The following is a 17,079-nucleotide window of genomic DNA, read 5'->3' as shown; positions in this document are numbered from 1 at the left end:
GCATGATTTCCATAGAATAGATAGCAAATCTGGAACGGTGTGGGGTCAGGGGGCATATGGACGTGGAACACAAGCAGCTGGTGCAGCTGCTGCCCCTCCTGCCGTTGCTGGCAGAACTCGGGCGCACGGAGCACATCACCGAGACCGCCGAGCTCCTGGGCCTGCCGCAGTCGACGGTGAGCCGGGCGATTGCGCGGGCCAGTGCCATCGTGGGGACGGAGCTGGTGATCCGGAACGGCCGCGGCGTGCGGCTGACTCCGGCGGCGAAGGCGCTCCTGCCCCACATTGAGGCCGCACTGGCCGAATTCCAGGCAGGGCTGGATATTGTCCGGCACGAGTCGGAAGTGGTTCGCGGCCGGATCTCTGTGTCTTTCCAGCACACGTTCGGCGAGGCGATGCTGCCGCTGCTCATCAGCGCGTTCCGGAGCCGCTACCCGCAGACGGCCTTTGACCTCAGCCAGGGCGCCCGGGACGGCTGCCTTGCGGAACTCGCCGCCGGCTCCGCGGACCTGGCGCTCACGGCACCCGTGGCCACACCGGGACGGACCATCGGCTCCGCCGCCCTGTACCGGGAACCGCTGCGCCTGGTGGTGCATCACCGGCATCCCCTGGCCGGCCGCCGTCGGGCCCGGGTTGCCGACATCCGGCAGGAGCCGTTCGTGGCGATGGGACCCGGTTACGGCATGCGCTCGCTCACCGACGCGCTGTTCCGCGAGGCAGGATTCCGCCCCCGCATTGCCTTCGAAAGCCAGGACTCGCATACTGTCCGCGGACTTGTGTCGGCCGGCCTTGGTGTCAGCATCCTGCCGCCGGGCGGCTCCGCGCCGGGCGGCTCCGCACCGGGCGGCTCAGCACCCGGCAAAGCCGCGCCGGGCAAAGCCGCACGGGCCGGCCACCACCGGCCGCAGGGCGCCGGACCCGACGACGGCGGGCCCGGGTGGGTGGAGATCCCCCTGGATTCGGCCCTCGCGTTCCGCGAGATCGGCCTCGCCTGGCGGGAACGGAGGGGCGGCGCCGATGCCGAGCCCGACCCCGTGCGGTTGTTCCGCGAACTCGTGCTGCGCGACGGGCCGGCCCTCCTGGCGGGTTTCGTGCGCGAACGCTCGGGAGGTTGATCCGGGGCCATTGGGTTCGTCGAAACAGCGGGAAGATGCCGGGGACGCCGTAAATTTTCGGCGTCCCCCAGGGGTTTCCAGCGAATTCGACGTTATGCGCCTTGCAGCGATTCAGTACTCTGTTCGAGTGACTAACACTGACAACCCGCCGGCGGCGGACTCCGTTCCATCTTCCACCACGTCAACTTCCCCGGCGGCGGACGCAGCCCCTTCGGCGAAGGGTGCCGTGATCGGGCTGGACATCGGCGGCACCAAAACCCGGGGAGTCCGGTTCGAGGACGGCACGCCCGTGGCCGACGAATCGGTCGGCAGCGCCAATGTCCAGAACGTCAGCCCCGAGGCAGCCGCCTTCAACCTGGCCGAACTCTTTGCACGGATCGGCGGGGGAGAAATCGCCCAAGTCTACGCCGGAGCCGGCGGCATCGACACCGACGACGACGCCGCGGCGCTCGCCGCGCTGATTGCCCCGCACGTGCCCGGCGCCCGGATCACCGTGGTCCATGACTCCCGGCTGCTGCTCGCGGCTGGTGGCGCCAGCACCGGCGTCGCCGTGATCGCCGGCACCGGCTCGGCCGCGTGGGGCAGGAACGGCCGCGGCGAGGAAGCCCGGGCCGGCGGCTGGGGCTACCTGCTCGGCGACGAAGGCAGCGGTTACTGGCTGGGCCGGGAGGCCGTCCGCCACAGCCTGCGCCGGATGAACCAGGGGCTGGAACCGGACGAGCTCACCAAGGCCCTCCTGGCGTCCTGCGGGGTGGACCACCCGAACAAGCTGATCGCGCTGTTCCACTCGCCCGAGACCGGACGCCGCTTCTGGGCCCAGCAGGCCCGGCTCGTGGTGGAGGCCGCAGCCGCCGGCCATGCACCCAGCCAGGCTCTCGTGGACCAGGCCGGGCGCGACCTCGCCGCACTGGCCGAGCAGACCGTCCGGCAGCTCGGCATCGAGGGCCCGGTCATCCTGGGGAGCGGGCTCGGCATGAACGTGCCGCGCCTGCAGGAGTCGTTCCGCACTGCACTGGCCGCCGCCGGGATTACCGACGTCCGGGTCCTGCAGCAGGAACCCGTCTTCGGGGTGCTCCAGCTCGTCGCCGAGCAGGAGTAGCCGGAGCAATTCCCGCGGCTACTACGCTGGAGGGATGAGCATGCAATTCGATACCAGGCCCGCCGCCTACGCGGTCATCATCCGCGATGCCGAGATCCTCCTGGCGTACTGGAAACAGGACGGACGCGAAGGCTGGACGCTTCCCGGCGGCGGCCTTGACCTGGCCGAACACCCGGTGGACGGGTGCCGCCGCGAGATCCACGAGGAAACCGGCTACGACGCCGAGATCGGCGCCATGCTGGGGATCGACGTCGGGCACTGGCCTTCCGAGGTCAGGCTCGACGGCGGTGAGCGGGACTTCCAGTCGCTCCGGCTCGTCTACGAGGCCACCATCACGGGCGGGGAACTGCGCCACGAAATCAACGGGAGCACCACCCACGCGGCCTGGATCCCGCTGGACGCGGTGGCGGAGCTGAACCGGGTCTCGCTGGTGGATGCCGGACTGCGCCTGTTCCGGGAGAGGCCGCTGGACGGAAAACTTTCCGGCTAATTCCCTAGCCAGGCGCCGGCCGCTTGGCTATTCTGTAGGAGCCGCCGGGACCAGCCCCTGCGGAATCAAGCAACGGACAAACGACGGGGAGGTGGAAGCAATGAATGCGATATTTCTGAGCGCGCAGCGCACCGATACAAGCCATGTCATTATTCCTGTCCCGTCCCGCGGCGCGGCCTAGCCATCCAGCGCTAGCCTCCACGCATGCGCGGCCTAGCCATCCAGCGCTAGCCTCCACGCATGCGCGGCCTAGCCATCCAGCGCTAGCCTCCACGCATGCGCGGCATCCTACGCCGCCGGCACGCTTTCGCGCCGCGCCACGGGGCCCCATCAAAGGGTTTTTCGTTGACAAATCATGCTGCAATCCCGGGCGCCCGCGGCGCCCTCCAGACCACCCCGCCTGTGCTCCATTCATCCGCGCCTGTTCAGTCCCACAGACCCGGTCCCATGCCCGAAGCCACCCTCGAGGGGCCTGTCCGCTACGGCTTCACGGCAGGCATCGCGGAGCGGTTCGCGGCCGCTCCCGTGCCGGGAGGCCGCCGTCCGGGCCGCGTCATCCGGGTGGACCGAAACCTCGTCCTGGTGGCCGACGGTGACGGGACGTCCCATGTGCCCTACCCGCGCGGCGGGGAGCTTCCGGCCACCGGGGACTGGGTCTGGCTGGGACTGAACGCGGCGGGGGAGCCCGCCATCGCGGGTGTCCTGCCGCGCCATTCCGAGCTGAGCCGCAAGCGGGCCTTCGAGTCCTCCTCCGACGCGCAGGTCCTCGGCGCCAACATGGACGTCGTGGGCATCGTCGTCCCGGTGGACCGTCCGCTCACGCACAACCGGCTGGAGCGGACGCTGGTCGCGGCCTGGGACTCGGGAGCCGCGCCGCTGGTGATCATCACGAAGGCGGACCTCGCAGACGTCGCCGACGACGTCGTCGGCACGGTGGTGCGCCAGGCGGCCGGCGTCGCCGTCGTCACCACCTCGGCCGAGCACGGCGACGGACTCGACGAACTGCTGGGTCATCTGCCGCCCGGCGGAACCCTGGTGCTGCTCGGTCCTTCGGGCGCCGGGAAATCCACACTCATCAACGCCCTCGCCGGCGTTGCGGCCCAGGAGACCGGGGCGGTGCGCGCGGGCGACGGCAAGGGCCGGCACACCACCACGTCCCGCGAGCTCGTTCCCCTTCCCGGCGGCGCCGTCCTGATGGACACTCCGGGTGTGCGCGGCTTCGGGGTTTTCGACGCCGAGGACGGCATGGGGGAGATGTTCGGCGACCTCGAGGAACTCTTCGCTCAATGCCGCTTTTCGGATTGCGCGCACGACCGGGAGCCAGGCTGCGCCGTCCAGGCCGCGCTCGCCGACGGCGTCCTCGATGACCGCCGGTGGGCCAGCTACCTGAAGCTGCAGCGAGAACTCGCCGCACTGGCCCGCCGCCATGACGCCGCGGCCCGGCGGGCCTACCAGCGCGAGTGGCACCAGAAGATCGCGGTGGCGGGCAAGAGCCAGCGGTCGGCCGAACGGGACAGCCACGAGAACGCGCGGGAGAACGGCGGTGGCAAGAGTGGTTCCAGGGGCGGCCGGCGCCGCTCCCGCTGAAGCCCGCCGCGGCCTGTTACGACGGTCCGGGTGGTGCGCCGGAACCTCTCCGGTGCGCCACCCATCCGAAATCGTCGTGCTTCCGAAGCCTTTGGGGAGCCGCGGCGCCGCTGACTGCATTTCCATGACTTTGTCATGAGTGCTCGCTACGCTAAGTGCTAACTGCTCCATGGCCAGCACACTGACGAACAGTCGGCTGGTCACTTTTTGTCGCCGCCAACAGTTAGGTAAGCCCGGAAATGGCCGAAGCCATGATCGAGTTCCAAAACGTCACAAAGCAGTACCAGGGCGGCCAGCCCGCCGTTGACGGGCTGACCATGTCCATCGATAAGGGCGCCATCACGGTCTTCGTTGGCCCCTCCGGCTGCGGGAAGACCACCTCCCTGCGGATGATCAACCGCATGGTCGAGCCCACGTCCGGCATCATCACCGTAGGCGGGGCCGACGTCACCTCCGTGCCGGCCGCCCAGCTGCGGCGTTCCATGGGCTACGTCATGCAGTCCTCCGGCCTGATGCCGCACCGCTCCGTGCTGGACAACATCGCCACCGTCCCCCGGCTCAACGGGGTGTCCAAAGCCGATGCCCGCAAGCGCGCGGAAGAGCTGCTCGACGTCGTCGGGCTGGCCCCGTCGCTCGGCAAACGGTACCCGTCGCAGCTTTCGGGCGGCCAGCAGCAGCGCGTCGGCGTGGCCCGGGCACTCGCCGCCGATCCTCCCGTACTGCTCATGGACGAACCCTTCAGCGCCGTGGACCCCGTGGTCCGCGACGAACTCCAGCAGGAGCTTCTCCGGCTCCAGCGCGACCTCGCCAAGACCATCGTCTTTGTCACCCACGACATTGACGAGGCCACTGTGCTGGGGGACAAGGTGGCCGTGTTCGCCCTCGGCGGCAAGCTGGCGCAGTACGCCGCCCCGGAAGAGATCCTGCGCGCGCCCGCCACCGACTTCGTGGCCTCCTTCGTGGGCCGGGACCGCGGCTTCCGGCACCTGGGCTTCAGCCCGTCCGACGGCGTCACCATCCACCCCGTCCGCACGGTCACTCCCGAACAGCTCCGGGAGCAGGGCGGCTCCGACGACTGGCAGCTGGTTGTCGACGACGCGCTCCGTCCCCTTGGCTGGGCGGGGCCCGGGGCCGGCACCGCGATGGTTCCCGGCGGCTCCCTCTTCCGCAAGGGGGACACGCTCCGCCGCGCCCTGGACGCGGCACTGTCCTCGCCGTCGGGCCTTGGCGTCGCCGTGGACGACGACGGCCGGGCGGCCGGGGTTATCGCCGCCGCCGAAGTCCTCGCCGTTATCGAGTCGGACCGCAACGTCCGGCACGGAGTGCTCTAATGGAGTGGTTCCTGGCCAACCGTACGGAGGTCTTCACCCTCGCCGGCCAGCACCTGGTCCTGGCCATCCTGCCGATGGTGTTCGGGGTTCTCATTGCCATCCCGCTGGCCCAGGCCGCCCGACAGAGCCGCGTGCTCCGCTCCGGCGTCCTGACAGCATCTTCACTGCTCTACACGATCCCGTCCCTGGCGCTTTTCATCATCCTGCCGACCATCCTCGGAACGCGGATTTTGGATCCTGTCAACGTCGTCGTGGCCCTGACCATCTACGCCGTCGCCCTCCTCGTGCGCGCCACACTGGATGCCTTCGACTCGGTGGACGAGGACCTCCGGCAGGCCGCCGTCGCCATGGGTTTCAAACCCTTCGCCCGCTTCATGCAGATCGACCTGCCGCTGTCCCTGCCGGTGCTTTTTGCCGGACTGCGTGTGGTCTCGGTCAGCAACATCTCGCTGGTCAGTGTCGCGGCCCTGCTCGGCATCGGCAACCTCGGAATGCTCTTCACCTCCGGCCTGCAACGTGATTTCGTCACCGAGGTGGTGGTGGGCATCATCGCCATCCTGATCCTCGCGCTGCTGATGGACGCCGTCCTGGTCCTGCTCGAACGGTTGCTGACCCCCTGGACCCGCGCCGCGGGGACCACGGGTGCCGGCACCGGCGCCGGCGCCGGCCCGGAGAAGGCCGGTGCCGCTGCCGCGGCACTGCGGCTTTCGCGCCCCAAGACCGGAGGGGGCAACGCATGAACAATGTCGTCACGGACACCTTTGCCTGGCTCGCCGATCCTGCGAACTGGTCCGGCAGCGCCGGGATTCCGGTGCGGCTGGCGGAGCACCTGCTCTACACGGGCCTGGTGATGGTGATCGCCATCGCGATCGCCGTGCCGGTGGGCCTGTTCGTGGGGCACACCGGCCGCGGGCGGGTGGCGGTCGTGGCGGGGGCCGGCGCGCTGCGCGCCCTGCCGACCCTCGGCCTGCTCACCTTGTTCGTCCTGGTGGCCGGCATCGGGCTGATGCCGCCGATCTGGGCCCTCGTGATCTTGACGGTCCCGCCCCTGCTGGCCGGTACCTACGCCGGGATCTCCAGCGTCGACCGGAACGTGGTGGACGCCGCCCGGGCGATGGGCATGACCGAGATGCAGGTGCTGTTCCGCGCGGAATTCCCCAACGCGCTGCCCGTCATGTACGGCGGGTTCCGGACCGGGGTGCTCCAGGTGATCGCCACCGTCTCGGTGGTTGCCTACATCAACCTGGGCGGCCTGGGCCGCTACCTGTTCGACGGGCTCGTGCTTTCCGACTTCCCGCAAATGCTGGGCGGTTCCCTGCTGATCGCGGCCCTCGCGATCAGCGTCGACCTTGTCCTTGCCCTAATCCAGAGGCTGTTCCTGTCACGGGGCGCCTCTTCCCAGCCGAACCGCAGCCAGCAGGCTGCGGTTGATCTCACAGACCCCGCACTCGTGGAGACTGTTGTTCAAGGAGGTACGTCATGAAGGAATCCCGCCAAAGAGCCCTCGGCAGGCGCGCATTCGGCGGCCTGGCCGCCGGCGTGGGCCTGGCCCTGGCCCTCTCCGCCTGCGGAGGCTCATCCAACCCGCTGAGCTCGGCTCCGGCCAGCAGCGGCGCCGCATCCGGTTCAGGCGGCGCCCTGGTGATCGGCTCCGCTGATTTCCCCGAGAGCCAGATCATGGCCGAGGTCTACGCCGGCGCCCTGAACGCCGCCGGCGTCACGGCCAGCACCAAGCCGAACATCGGCTCGCGCGAGGTCTACTTCAAGGCAGTCCAGGACGGCTCGGTGGACGTCGTTCCCGACTACAGCGGCAACCTGCTGCTGCACGTGAACAAGGACGCCACCGAGGTTTCCGCCGAGGACATCGCCAAGGCGCTCCCGACCAAGCTGCCGCAGGGCCTGGCGGTGCTGGACGCCTCCAAGGCCGAGGATAAGGACGCCATGGTGGTCACCAAGGCCACGGCCGAGAAGTACCAGCTCAAGTCCATCGAAGACATGGCCAAGGTCTGCGGAGACCTCGTCATCGGCGCCCCGGCGACCTTCGCCGAGCGCGCCTACGGCCTGCCCGGCCTGGCGAAGAACTACAACTGCGTGCCCAAGAAACTGGAGCCGTTCAGCGACGGCGGCGGCGCCGTCACGCTCAAGGCCCTGCTCTCGGACCAGGTCCAGGTCGCGGACATCTACACCACCACCCCGTCCATCCCGGACAACGACCTCGTGGTCCTGGAGGACCCGAAGAACAACTTCATCGCCCAGCAGGTCCTGCCCCTGTACAACACGGCGAAGATGACGGACAAGGCAAAGGAAGCCCTCAACGCCGTGTCGAAGGTCCTGACCACGGAAGACCTCATCAACCTCAACCGTGCGGTCAGCGGCAGCCAGAAGCAGAACCCGAAAGATGCCGCCGACGCGTGGCTGAAGGAGAAAGGCATCGTCAAGCAGTAGCTGGCACTTCCCTGATGCGTCACTGACGCGTCAGCAATACGTGGGCCGCGCCGGCGGCCGGGCACACAGCCCGGCCGCCGGCGTCCTTGTTACTGCCCGGTCCGCGTGTGAGTCATGTCTCAGCGGAAGTACATCCTCCATATGGCATATTTGATGAATGGCAGATTTCAAGCAGTCCACCAAGCTTCATAATGTCCTTTACGACATCCGTGGACCGATTCTTCAGGCCGCCCAGCAGATGGAGGCGGAGGGTCACCGGATCCTCAAACTGAACATCGGAAACCCGGCCCCCTTCGGGTTTGAAGCGCCGGACGCGATCCTGGTGGACATGATCCGCCACCTGCCGCATGCCCAGGGCTACAGCGACTCCCGCGGCATTTTCTCTGCCCGCACCGCAGTCTCGCAGTACTACCAGACCCGCGGGATCCAGAACATCCACGTGGATGACATCTACCTCGGCAACGGCGTCAGCGAACTGATCACGATGTCGCTCATGGCCCTGCTCAACGACGGCGACGAGGTCCTGATCCCCACCCCGGACTACCCGCTGTGGACTGCCTCCGTTGCCCTGGCCAGCGGAAAGCCCGTGCACTACCTCTGCGACGAGGAATCCGGCTGGCAGCCCGACCTCGAGGACCTGGAAGCGAAAATCACCCCGCGCACCAAGGGCATCGTGGTCATCAACCCCAACAACCCCACCGGTGCGGTGTATCCGGAGGCGACGCTGAAGAAGATCGTGGCCCTCGCCGAGAAGCACGGCCTCGTGCTCTTCGCCGACGAAATCTACGAGAAGATCCTCTACGAAGACGCGGTCCACGTAAATCTCGCCGCGCTCACGGGCGACGATGTCCTGTGCCTGACCTTCAGCGGGCTCTCCAAGGCCTACCGGGTCTGCGGATTCCGGGCCGGCTGGATGGCCATCTCCGGGCCGAAGAAGGACGCCGCGGACTACCTCGAGGGCATCAACCTGCTGGCCAACATGCGCCTCTGCGCCAACGTGCCGGCCCAGCATGCCATCCAGACCGCCCTCGGCGGCTACCAGAGCATCAACGACCTCATCCTGCCCGGCGGACGGCTCCTGGAACAACGGAACAAGGCCTACGACATGCTCAACGCCATCCCCGGTGTCAGCACGCAGCAGGCCCGCGGTGCCATGTACCTTTTCCCGCGGCTGGATCCTGAGGTGTATCACATCCGCGACGACGAGAAATTCGTCCTGGACCTGCTCCGCGAGCAGAAGATCCTCCTCTCCCACGGCCGCGCGTTCAACTGGGTGCGGCCGGACCATTTCCGGATGGTGACGCTGCCCAACGTCAAGGACCTCGAAGAAGCGATCAACCGGATGGCGGACTTCCTGAGCCGGTACAAGGGGAACTAGGCTTCGGTCAGCAGCGCAACGGGGCGCTCGCCCCGCGGGCCACGGCTGCGGCAACCGGAAAGAGGCATTGATGGCAGGCACCGCGACATTCGATGACCACCCCTCGAAACTCCTGAAGGTCGGGAAGGGCTTCAGCCTGAAGGACCTGGACCCGGGCTCGACGCCCGGCTACGACGGCGACAAGCCCGACGGCGAGCAGCTGCTGGACGCGCTGGACGACAAACTCGCCCAGCTCCAGGAGCAGCTCTTCGCCGAGTCCCGGTTCGGCGGGACCAAACGGATCCTGCTGATCCTGCAGGCCATGGACACCGCCGGCAAGGGCGGAATCGTCACCCACGTCATGGGCGCCATGAATCCGCACGGAGTCCAGCTGAAGTCCTTCAAGGCGCCGACTGCGGAGGAAAAGTCGTACGACTTTCTGTGGCGGATCGAGAAGGAAGTGCCGGCGGCCGGGATGGTGGGGGTCTTTGACCGCTCCCATTACGAGGACGTCCTGATTCACCGCGTCCACCGCTGGGCCAGCCCCGAGGAACTGGAGCGCCGCTACCGGGCCATCAACGAGTTCGAGGCCCGGCAGACGAGCGCCGGGACCAAGATCGTCAAGGTCATGCTGCACATCAGCCGAGACGAGCAAAAGGAACGGCTCCTGTCCCGGCTGGACGACCCCGCCAAACTCTGGAAGTACAGCAGCACGGACCTGAAGGAACGGGCTTTCTGGGCGGACTACATGGATGCTTACCAGAAGGCCTTCGACAAGACCAGCACCGAGCTGGCGCCATGGCACGTCGTGCCGGCCAACAAGAAGTGGTACGCGCGGATCGCCGTGCAGCAGCTCCTCCTGGAAGCGCTGGAGAGCCTGAAGCTGCAATGGCCGGTTCCGGATCTCGACGTCGACTTGGAACGCGAACTGGTGCTGCGGTCTTGAGCTTCACTCTCTGACGGGCTCTCTGACAGGCGGGCCGTGAAGGGCCGGTTCCTAGCCCTCGTCCGCCGCCTGGTCCCGGGCCGCGGCGAGCCGCTTGCGGGCGCCTTCCAGCCACTGTTCGCAGCGCTTGGCCAGTGCCTCGCCGCGTTCCCACAGCGCGAGCGATTCCTCCAGGCTGGCCCCGCCAGCCTCCAGCCTGCTGACCACGCCGACCAGTTGCTCGCGGGCGTCCTCGTAGCTGAGAGCCTCAATGTCGGGGTTCGGAGATGATTCTGCTGCCATGGGGGTGCTCCTAAGTTGTGTCTGGGCTGTGTCTGGTGTGGCTGTGTCTGGTGTGGCTATGTCTGTGTCGGCGGTGGCTGGTGCCGCGCGTGGTTCTTGGGATGCTGGCGTTCTAGGTGGTGTGGTGTGATGCGGTGTGGAGTGGACCCAGGACCGGGCGCCGGGTCACTCCTCGGCCGGCTCCGGGCTACCGGTGGACTGCGCGGCGAACCGTCCGCCGGCCACCCGAACCGTGAGGTCCGTGCCGGCCGGTGCCTGCGACGGGTGCCGCACCACGTCGCGGCGGGCCCCCGGCGCGCTTCCGGCGTCGGCGAGCTGGACCACAGCGTAGCCGCGGTCCAGCGTCTTCTGCGGAGAGAGTGCGCGCACCTGGGCCTTGAGGTGGACCAGCTGGTCCGCGGCCCGCACCACGGCGGTGCTGATGGCGGCGTGCGAGCGGACTTTGAGCCGCTCGACGTCGTCGTGGCGCTGGGTGATCATGACGTCGGGGGACAGCAGCACCGGGCGGGAACGCAGGGACGCCAGACGGTCGACCTCCCGTTCCACGAGCCGGGTGACGCCGCGCCGGAGCTGATCCCGCGCCTGCCGGACCCGGGTGAGCTCCTCGGCGACATCCGGGACAATCCTCTTCGCGGCGTCGGTGGGCGTTGAAGCCCTGAGGTCGGCAACGTCGTCCAGGATCGGCCGGTCCGCCTCATGCCCGATCGCGCTCACCACGGGGGTGGACGCGTCCGCGACCGCCCGGATAAGCTCCTCGTTGCTGAACGGCAGCAGGTCCTCGAGGGCGCCTCCGCCGCGGGCAATGACGATGACGTCGACCACGGGGTGGGCGTCGAGTTCCCGCAACGCCGCGATCACCTGGGCCACGGCGGTGTTGCCCTGGACCGCCACCTCGCGGATCTCGAATTCGACGGCCGGCCAGCGCAGGGCAGCGTTGCGCAGCACGTCCTTCTTGGCATCGGAGTCGCGTCCGGTGATCAGGCCGATCCGGTGCGGGAGCAGGGGGAGCCGTTTCTTGCGCGAGTCGGCAAAGAGCCCTTCGGCGGCGAGGGCCTGGCGCAGCCGCTCGATCCGCGCCAGGAGGTCGCCGAGCCCGACGGGACGGATGTCCTTCACGGACATGTTGAGCCGGCCCGTCTTGAGCCAGAATTCGGCCTTGATCAGTGCCACAACCCGGGAACCGCGTTCCAGCGGAGCATCCTGGCGGTCCAGGACGGTGGTCCAGACCGACGCCGGCAGCGAGATCTCGGCGTCGATGTCCCGCAGCGTCAGGTAGGCGTTGCTGCCGCGCCGGTTCAGCTCGATCACCTGGCCCTCGACCCAGGCCGAGGGCGCGCGGTCGATATGCATCTTGAGCTTCTGGGACAGCAGCTGCAGCGGCCAGGGGTTGTCCGGGCTGGTTTGGGCCGCAGTAGCCGGTAGCGTCGTGGCCGCCGCCGCGTCCTCAGGCACGCGGGGGCTCCGCGGCGGAGAGTGCCTCGTGGAGTGCCTTGTGGCGAGCCCTGTGCATATGCGTGCGTTTCCTTTGCTGCGTGCCCTTATGAGAGGGAGACTCCCGGCGGTCCGCTCCCCGGCGGGGAGGGCCGGCCGGCAGCCGGAAGTTGTCTCTTTCAACTCTATCCATAGCTCTACCACCGGGCGCCGACTTTATGGCCATGCCCGGACCCGCCATAGGATGGGAGGCATCCCAACGACCTCCTAGGAATCCCTTGCGCACTTTTGTCTCCGCCGCCGCCGTACTTGTCGGGCTCTTGATGGCCGCCGTCGCCGTTCCAGCCATGTGGGCGGACCGGAACATCGTCCAGGAAGACGGCTTCGTGGCCCTGACCGCGCCGCTGGGCAAGGATCCCGCGTTCCAGCAGCGGCTGGCGACGGCAGCCGTGGACAGCGTTGCCTCCGGCGCCAACATCCCCGATTTCCTCAAAGAACTTGCCCGGCCGGTCCTGGACAACGCGGCACAGTCGCTCACCGGATTGCCCGGCTACTCCGACGCGTGGGCCGAAACCTTGCGCAGGAGCCACCGCCTCACGTTCTCGGACCCCAGTACGCTGCCGCCGGAAGCCGACGGCACCTCCTCGCTCACTTTGGATGTCGCACCCCTCGTGGGACTTGTGGCGAAGCAGGTTTCCGCCGCGACCACCCTTCCACTGGAAGCCCCCGGCCAGGTGCTGATCCAGATTGGGCAGTCCGACCAGCGCCAGCTGATCGAACGGGTCACCGTCTACGCCCCGATGGGCTACGCCGTCGCCGTCGGCGCCGGCATCGCCTTCGTGCTGGCATTCGTTGCGGCCCGACGCCGGTGGACCGTCCTGGCCGGCATAGGCGCAGGAGCGCTGGTGCTCGCCGGGGCGTGGAAACTGGCCAGTGACGCCGCCGGCGCCGCCATCGCCGCGACCTCGAGCGGCAACGATGTGGCAGAGCTCTTCAAGAATGAGTTTGTCGCGGCATGCTCGGCCAGCTTCGGCCAGTGGATTGTTGCCGCCGCCGTGGCAGGTGCGGCCCTGCTGGCCACCGGGCTTGCTGTCCGCGTTGCCGGCGGCCGCAAACGGGGCAACTTTGAACACCGGTAGCATGGGAGCATGACCACCACCGCTGTTTCCGTTCCGATGCCATCCGTCCCGCGCCGGCGGCGTTCACCGGAAGATGTCCTGGCGGCTGCCCCGGTCGCCGGTCCCAAAAAAGTCCTGCTGGCAGCCCCGCGCGGCTATTGCGCCGGCGTCGACCGGGCGGTCATCGCGGTGGAAAAAGCCTTGGAGCACTATGGACCGCCCGTCTACGTCCGCAAGCAGATCGTGCACAACGTCCACGTGGTCAGCTCCCTGGAGGAGAAGGGCGCTATCTTCGTCGACGAAACCGACGAGGTCCCCGAGGGCGCCCTCGTGATCTTTTCCGCGCACGGCGTCTCGCCCGCCGTCGTCCAGTCCGCCGAGGACCGCGGCCTGCGCACCATCGACGCGACCTGCCCGCTGGTCACCAAGGTGCACCGCGAGGCCGTCCGGTTCGCCAAGGATGATTTCGATATCCTGCTGATCGGCCACGACGGCCACGAGGAAGTCGAAGGCACCGCCGGTGAGGCGCCGGAGCACATCCAAATCATCAACGGCCCGCATGAGGTGGACAAGGTCACCGTCCGTGACCCGGAGAAGGTCATTTGGCTCTCGCAGACCACGCTCAGCGTGGACGAGACCATGGAGACCGTCCGCCTCCTCAAGGAGCGGTTCCCCACCTTGCAGGATCCGCCCAGCGACGACATCTGCTACGCCACCACGAACCGCCAGGTGGCCATCAAGAAGATCTCACCCCAGGCGGACCTCGTGATCGTGGTGGGCTCGGCCAACTCGTCGAACTCTGTCCGCCTCGTGGAGGTCGCGCTGGAATACGGCGCCAAGGCCTCCTACCGGGTCGACTTCGCCAACGAGGTCGACGAGACCTGGTTCGAGGGCGTCGCCACGGTGGGCGTGACCTCGGGGGCTTCAGTTCCCGAAGTGCTCGTCAAAGACGTGCTGCGGCTCCTGGCCGACTACGGCTACGGATCGGTGGAGGAGGTCGTTACGGCGGAGGAAGACCTCCTGTTCTCCCTGCCGAAGGAGCTTCGGGCCACCCTGAAGCAGGCCGGCGACGTCACCCGCGCCCTCGGCGGCCGCGGCACCCGCCCCGAACAGTCCTAGGCACCGAACAGTCCTAGGAACGGAACAGTCCTAGGCACGGAACAGTCCTAGGCACGGCGCAGTCCTAAGCACTGCGCCGTCCTGGACGCCGCAAGTCCTAAGCCGCCGACTCTTCCGACTCGTCACGGGACTGCAGTTCCGGGGCCGCAACCGCCCGCGGCGTGACCTCGACGGCGGGGGGAGTCGCCAGGCCCGCGGCTTCGAGGGCGTTCAGCTTCCTGGCGGTGGGCAGGACCCGGGCCTCAAGGGTGCCAACCATGGAGTTATACCGCTCCACCGAGGTCTTCAGCGAGGACCCCAGCTTGGTGACGTTCTCGCCGAGCGTGCCCATCCGGTCGTAGAGCTGCCGCGCAAGTTCGAAGAGTTCGCGGGCACTGTCGGTCAGCACGTCCTGCCGCCAGGTGAACGCCACGGACTTCAGTACAGCCAGCAAGGTCCCGGGCGAGGCCAGGACCACATTCTTGGACAGGGCATAGTCCAGCAGCGCCGGGTCCGCCGACAGGGCGGCGGCCAGAATGGACTCCGCCGGCAGGAAGCAGACCACCAGCTCCGGCGAGTTGCCGGGGATGTCCCAGTACTTCTTGCTGCCCAGCGCATCCACATGGGCCTTCAGGGCCTTGGCATGGGCGGCAAGGTGCGCCTGCTGGCTGCCGGGCAGCGGCGAGGCCTGCCGGCCCGGAGCGGACGCGCCGAGCTCCTGGGCAGCCAGATAGGCAGCCAGCGGCACTTTTGCATCGACGACCAGCTGCTTGTCGCCGGGCAGCTGCACCACGAGGTCGGGCCGGAGGCTGCCGTCGGGTCCGGAGCTGTGGGACTGTCCGCTGTGGACCTGTTCGTGGAAGTCAACGTGCCGCAGCATGCCTGCCGCTTCGACCACCCGGCGCAGCTGGACCTCGCCCCACTGGCCGCGGGCGCTGTTGGAGCGCAGGGCAGATTCCAGCGCATGCGTGGACCGCAGCAGCTGCTCATCGGACAGGCGGGCCTCCTGCAGCTGCTGGGCCAGCTGGCCGTACTGCTCGAGCCTGTCGCGCTCCAGCAGGGCGACCTGCTGCTGCACGGCCGTGAGCTTTTCGGCCACCGGTGCCAGCGCACGGAGCACACTGCCGTCCTGGTTCCGGGATTCGCCCAGTTCCCTGTTCTGGGCAGCCAGAAGGCGCCGCTCGGCGTCGGCGGCGGCGAACTGCGAGCTGACCTCAGACAGGCGCGCCGAGACGCCGTCGAAGTCCTCTTCCACGGCGAGGTAGCGCCGGCGGAGCGGGACGTAGACAGCCGCGGCGCCCGCAACGGCGCCCAACAGCAGCATGAACAGGGCAAGAATCAGTGCGAAAGCATCCATGACTTCACTGTGGCATGCACCTGTGACACTTTTGGTTTCGACGCCCGGAAGGCCCCGGAACTGGCTCCACCATGTTCTGAGGGCGGCCGCACGGACGCCCGCATGGCGGCGGCCATGGCGCCGGCCGGCGGCAGCACCGGCGTCCGCTGCGGTGCTCGTGCCGGCCGCCGCCACGATCACCGGCCCGGGCGGGTAGAATATATGTTCGTGGCACTTACTATTGGCATCGTCGGACTGCCCAACGTCGGCAAATCAACCCTTTTCAACGCACTGACCCGCAACCAGGTCCTCGCGGCGAACTACCCGTTCGCCACGATCGAGCCCAACATCGGCGTCGTGAACCTGCCGGATGCCCGGCTTGAAAAGCTGGCGGGCATCTTCGGCTCCCAGCGCCTGCTGCCGGCCGCCGTGTCCTTCGTGGACATCGCCGGCATCGTCAAAGGCGCATCCGTTGGCGAAGGCCTGGGCAACCAGTTCCTCGCCAACATCCGCGAGGCCGAGGCCATCGCGCAGGTTGTCCGCGTGTTCGATGACCCGGACGTCATCCACGTCGACGGCAAGGTCGATCCCCGCTCCGACATGGAGACGATCAACACCGAGCTGATCCTGGCCGATCTGCAGACCATCGAAAAGGCGATCCCCAGGATCGAAAAAGAAGTCAAGATCAAGAAGCGCGAGGCGGCCGAGCTGGCAGCCATCCTGGCGGCCCGGGCCGTGCTGGAACGCGGCGACACCATCTTCTCGTCCATCAAGAGCGACAAGCTGGAGATGGAGCACCTCAAGGAGCTCGGCCTGCTGACGGCCAAGCCCTTCATCTACGTCTTCAACGCCGACGAGGGCATCCTGGGCAGCCCGGAGAAGCAGGCGGAACTGCGTGCCCTCGTGGCCCCGGCGGACTCCATCTTCCTGGACGCCAAGCTCGAGTCCGACCTGGTGGAGCTCGACGAGGCGGAAGCCCGCGAGATGCTGGAAATGAACGGGCAGGATGAATCCGGGCTGGACCAGCTGGCCCGCGTCGGCTTCCACACCCTCGGGCTGCAGACCTACCTCACGGCCGGTCCCAAGGAAACCCGCGCCTGGACCATCCGCCGGGGCGACACCGCCCCGCAGGCGGCCGGCGTGATCCACTCCGATTTCCAGCGCGGCTTCATTAAGGCCGAGGTCGTTTCCTTCGACGACCTCATCGAGGCCGGCTCCATGGCCGAGGCGAAGGCCCGCGGCAAAGTGCGGATCGAAGGCAAGGAATACATCATGGCCGACGGCGACGTCGTCGAATTCCGCTTCAACGTCTGACGGCCGCCGCCTGGTGGTGCGGCAATTCTGCCAAGTAATGCGGGATTAACTGGAGGGCCCTGATTTTCGGATCGGGGCCTTTCCTGTGCCCGGATCTTTTATCCTTTTGTTACGCCGCCGTCAATGTTTT

General features: G+C 67.9%; 16 protein-coding genes. 13 read left to right on the top strand and 3 right to left on the bottom strand.

The genetic code is table 11. The features are described 5' to 3' along the window. Positions 1-56: 56 nt before the first annotated feature. The 10 genes from LDO15_RS16100 (at position 57) to LDO15_RS16055 (ending at position 10,370) form a co-directional block, all read left to right on the top strand. Positions 57-1,115: a LysR family transcriptional regulator gene (locus LDO15_RS16100; RefSeq protein ID WP_223980086.1), complete on the top strand. Its 1,059-nt coding sequence runs from the start codon at positions 57-59 to the stop codon at positions 1,113-1,115. Positions 1,116-1,242: 127 nt separating this feature from the next. After that, the gene (locus LDO15_RS16095; protein ID WP_223980085.1) at positions 1,243-2,214 is read left to right on the top strand and encodes a BadF/BadG/BcrA/BcrD ATPase family protein; all 972 of its coding nucleotides are present in this window, start codon (positions 1,243-1,245) and stop codon (positions 2,212-2,214) included. Between the two features lie 34 nt (positions 2,215-2,248). Beyond that, entirely contained in the window at positions 2,249-2,704 is a 456-nt protein-coding gene (locus tag LDO15_RS16090) for an NUDIX domain-containing protein (protein ID WP_223980083.1), read from the top strand. A 447-nt stretch (positions 2,705-3,151) separates the two neighbouring features. Then, positions 3,152-4,291, top strand: a complete 1,140-nt coding sequence (gene rsgA / locus LDO15_RS16085) for a ribosome small subunit-dependent GTPase A (protein ID WP_223980081.1) — start codon at positions 3,152-3,154, stop codon at positions 4,289-4,291. Between the two features lie 239 nt (positions 4,292-4,530). Continuing rightward, complete coding sequence (locus tag LDO15_RS16080; RefSeq protein WP_276572926.1) at positions 4,531-5,622, top strand: ATP-binding cassette domain-containing protein; 1,092 nt, start codon at positions 4,531-4,533, stop codon at positions 5,620-5,622. Further along, on the top strand, positions 5,622-6,362 hold the full coding sequence (locus LDO15_RS16075) for an ABC transporter permease (RefSeq protein ID WP_223980080.1): 741 nt from the start codon (positions 5,622-5,624) through the stop codon (positions 6,360-6,362). Before LDO15_RS16080 ends, LDO15_RS16075 begins: the two co-directional genes overlap by 1 nt. After that, positions 6,359-7,105 (top strand): ABC transporter permease, encoded by a 747-nt coding sequence (locus LDO15_RS16070; RefSeq protein WP_223980079.1) that lies wholly within the window; start codon positions 6,359-6,361, stop codon positions 7,103-7,105. Before LDO15_RS16075 ends, LDO15_RS16070 begins: the two co-directional genes overlap by 4 nt. Further along, positions 7,102-8,067 carry an ABC transporter substrate-binding protein gene (locus tag LDO15_RS16065; RefSeq protein ID WP_223980078.1) on the top strand — a complete coding sequence of 322 codons (966 nt, stop codon included), beginning with the start codon at positions 7,102-7,104 and terminating at the stop codon, positions 8,065-8,067. The genes LDO15_RS16070 and LDO15_RS16065 overlap by 4 nt, the downstream gene beginning before the upstream one ends. 157 nt (positions 8,068-8,224) lie before the next feature. Continuing rightward, on the top strand, positions 8,225-9,445 hold the full coding sequence (locus LDO15_RS16060; RefSeq protein ID WP_223980077.1) for a pyridoxal phosphate-dependent aminotransferase: 1,221 nt from the start codon (positions 8,225-8,227) through the stop codon (positions 9,443-9,445). Positions 9,446-9,515: 70 nt separating this feature from the next. Then, positions 9,516-10,370 carry a polyphosphate kinase 2 family protein gene (locus LDO15_RS16055; RefSeq protein WP_223980076.1) on the top strand — a complete coding sequence of 285 codons (855 nt, stop codon included), beginning with the start codon at positions 9,516-9,518 and terminating at the stop codon, positions 10,368-10,370. A gap of 51 nt (positions 10,371-10,421) precedes the next feature. Here the strand turns inward: LDO15_RS16055 and LDO15_RS16050 are convergent, their stop codons facing one another. Beyond that, entirely contained in the window at positions 10,422-10,652 is a 231-nt protein-coding gene (locus LDO15_RS16050; RefSeq protein WP_223980075.1) for an exodeoxyribonuclease VII small subunit, read from the bottom strand. Between the two features lie 165 nt (positions 10,653-10,817). Beyond that, entirely contained in the window at positions 10,818-12,104 is a 1,287-nt protein-coding gene (gene xseA / locus LDO15_RS16045) for an exodeoxyribonuclease VII large subunit (RefSeq protein ID WP_223980073.1), read from the bottom strand. Positions 12,105-12,361: 257 nt separating this feature from the next. Between xseA and LDO15_RS16040 the strand changes: the two genes are divergently transcribed. Both LDO15_RS16040 and LDO15_RS16035 read left to right on the top strand, forming a co-directional pair. Next, positions 12,362-13,222 carry a hypothetical protein gene (locus LDO15_RS16040; protein WP_223980071.1) on the top strand — a complete coding sequence of 287 codons (861 nt, stop codon included), beginning with the start codon at positions 12,362-12,364 and terminating at the stop codon, positions 13,220-13,222. A gap of 9 nt (positions 13,223-13,231) precedes the next feature. Then, the gene (locus LDO15_RS16035; protein WP_018773787.1) at positions 13,232-14,320 is read left to right on the top strand and encodes a 4-hydroxy-3-methylbut-2-enyl diphosphate reductase; all 1,089 of its coding nucleotides are present in this window, start codon (positions 13,232-13,234) and stop codon (positions 14,318-14,320) included. A gap of 97 nt (positions 14,321-14,417) precedes the next feature. Here the strand turns inward: LDO15_RS16035 and LDO15_RS16030 are convergent, their stop codons facing one another. Next, positions 14,418-15,656: a DNA recombination protein RmuC gene (locus tag LDO15_RS16030; RefSeq protein WP_223980069.1), complete on the bottom strand. Its 1,239-nt coding sequence runs from the start codon at positions 15,654-15,656 to the stop codon at positions 14,418-14,420. Positions 15,657-15,863: 207 nt separating this feature from the next. Between LDO15_RS16030 and ychF the strand changes: the two genes are divergently transcribed. Further along, a complete protein-coding gene (gene ychF / locus LDO15_RS16025; RefSeq protein ID WP_223980067.1) occupies positions 15,864-16,949 on the top strand; it encodes a redox-regulated ATPase YchF in 1,086 nt (361 codons plus the stop codon). The last annotated feature ends 130 nt before the right edge of the window (positions 16,950-17,079 follow it).

The organism is Arthrobacter sp. NicSoilB8 (assembly GCF_019977355.1).
GTDB lineage: Bacteria > Actinomycetota > Actinomycetes > Actinomycetales > Micrococcaceae > Arthrobacter.
The sequence above is the reverse complement of the archived record's forward strand: the minus strand, read 5'-3'. Positions and strand labels throughout refer to the sequence as shown.

Bases quoted from the DNA above. Each gene is read 5' to 3' on its own strand.
- LDO15_RS16100 (WP_223980086.1), top strand. From the start codon at position 57: ATGGACGTGGAACACAAGCAGCTGGTGCAGCTGCTGCCCCTCCTGCCG.
- LDO15_RS16090 (WP_223980083.1), top strand. From the start codon at position 2,249: ATGAGCATGCAATTCGATACCAGGCCCGCCGCCTACGCGGTCATCATC.
- rsgA (WP_223980081.1), top strand. From the start codon at position 3,152: ATGCCCGAAGCCACCCTCGAGGGGCCTGTCCGCTACGGCTTCACGGCA.
- LDO15_RS16080 (WP_276572926.1), top strand. From the start codon at position 4,531: ATGGCCGAAGCCATGATCGAGTTCCAAAACGTCACAAAGCAGTACCAG.
- LDO15_RS16075 (WP_223980080.1), top strand. From the start codon at position 5,622: ATGGAGTGGTTCCTGGCCAACCGTACGGAGGTCTTCACCCTCGCCGGC.
- LDO15_RS16070 (WP_223980079.1), top strand. From the start codon at position 6,359: ATGAACAATGTCGTCACGGACACCTTTGCCTGGCTCGCCGATCCTGCG.
- LDO15_RS16065 (WP_223980078.1), top strand. From the start codon at position 7,102: ATGAAGGAATCCCGCCAAAGAGCCCTCGGCAGGCGCGCATTCGGCGGC.
- LDO15_RS16060 (WP_223980077.1), top strand. From the start codon at position 8,225: ATGGCAGATTTCAAGCAGTCCACCAAGCTTCATAATGTCCTTTACGAC.
- LDO15_RS16055 (WP_223980076.1), top strand. From the start codon at position 9,516: ATGGCAGGCACCGCGACATTCGATGACCACCCCTCGAAACTCCTGAAG.
- LDO15_RS16050 (WP_223980075.1), bottom strand. From the start codon at position 10,652: ATGGCAGCAGAATCATCTCCGAACCCCGACATTGAGGCTCTCAGCTAC.
- LDO15_RS16035 (WP_018773787.1), top strand. From the start codon at position 13,232: ATGACCACCACCGCTGTTTCCGTTCCGATGCCATCCGTCCCGCGCCGG.
- LDO15_RS16030 (WP_223980069.1), bottom strand. From the start codon at position 15,656: ATGGATGCTTTCGCACTGATTCTTGCCCTGTTCATGCTGCTGTTGGGC.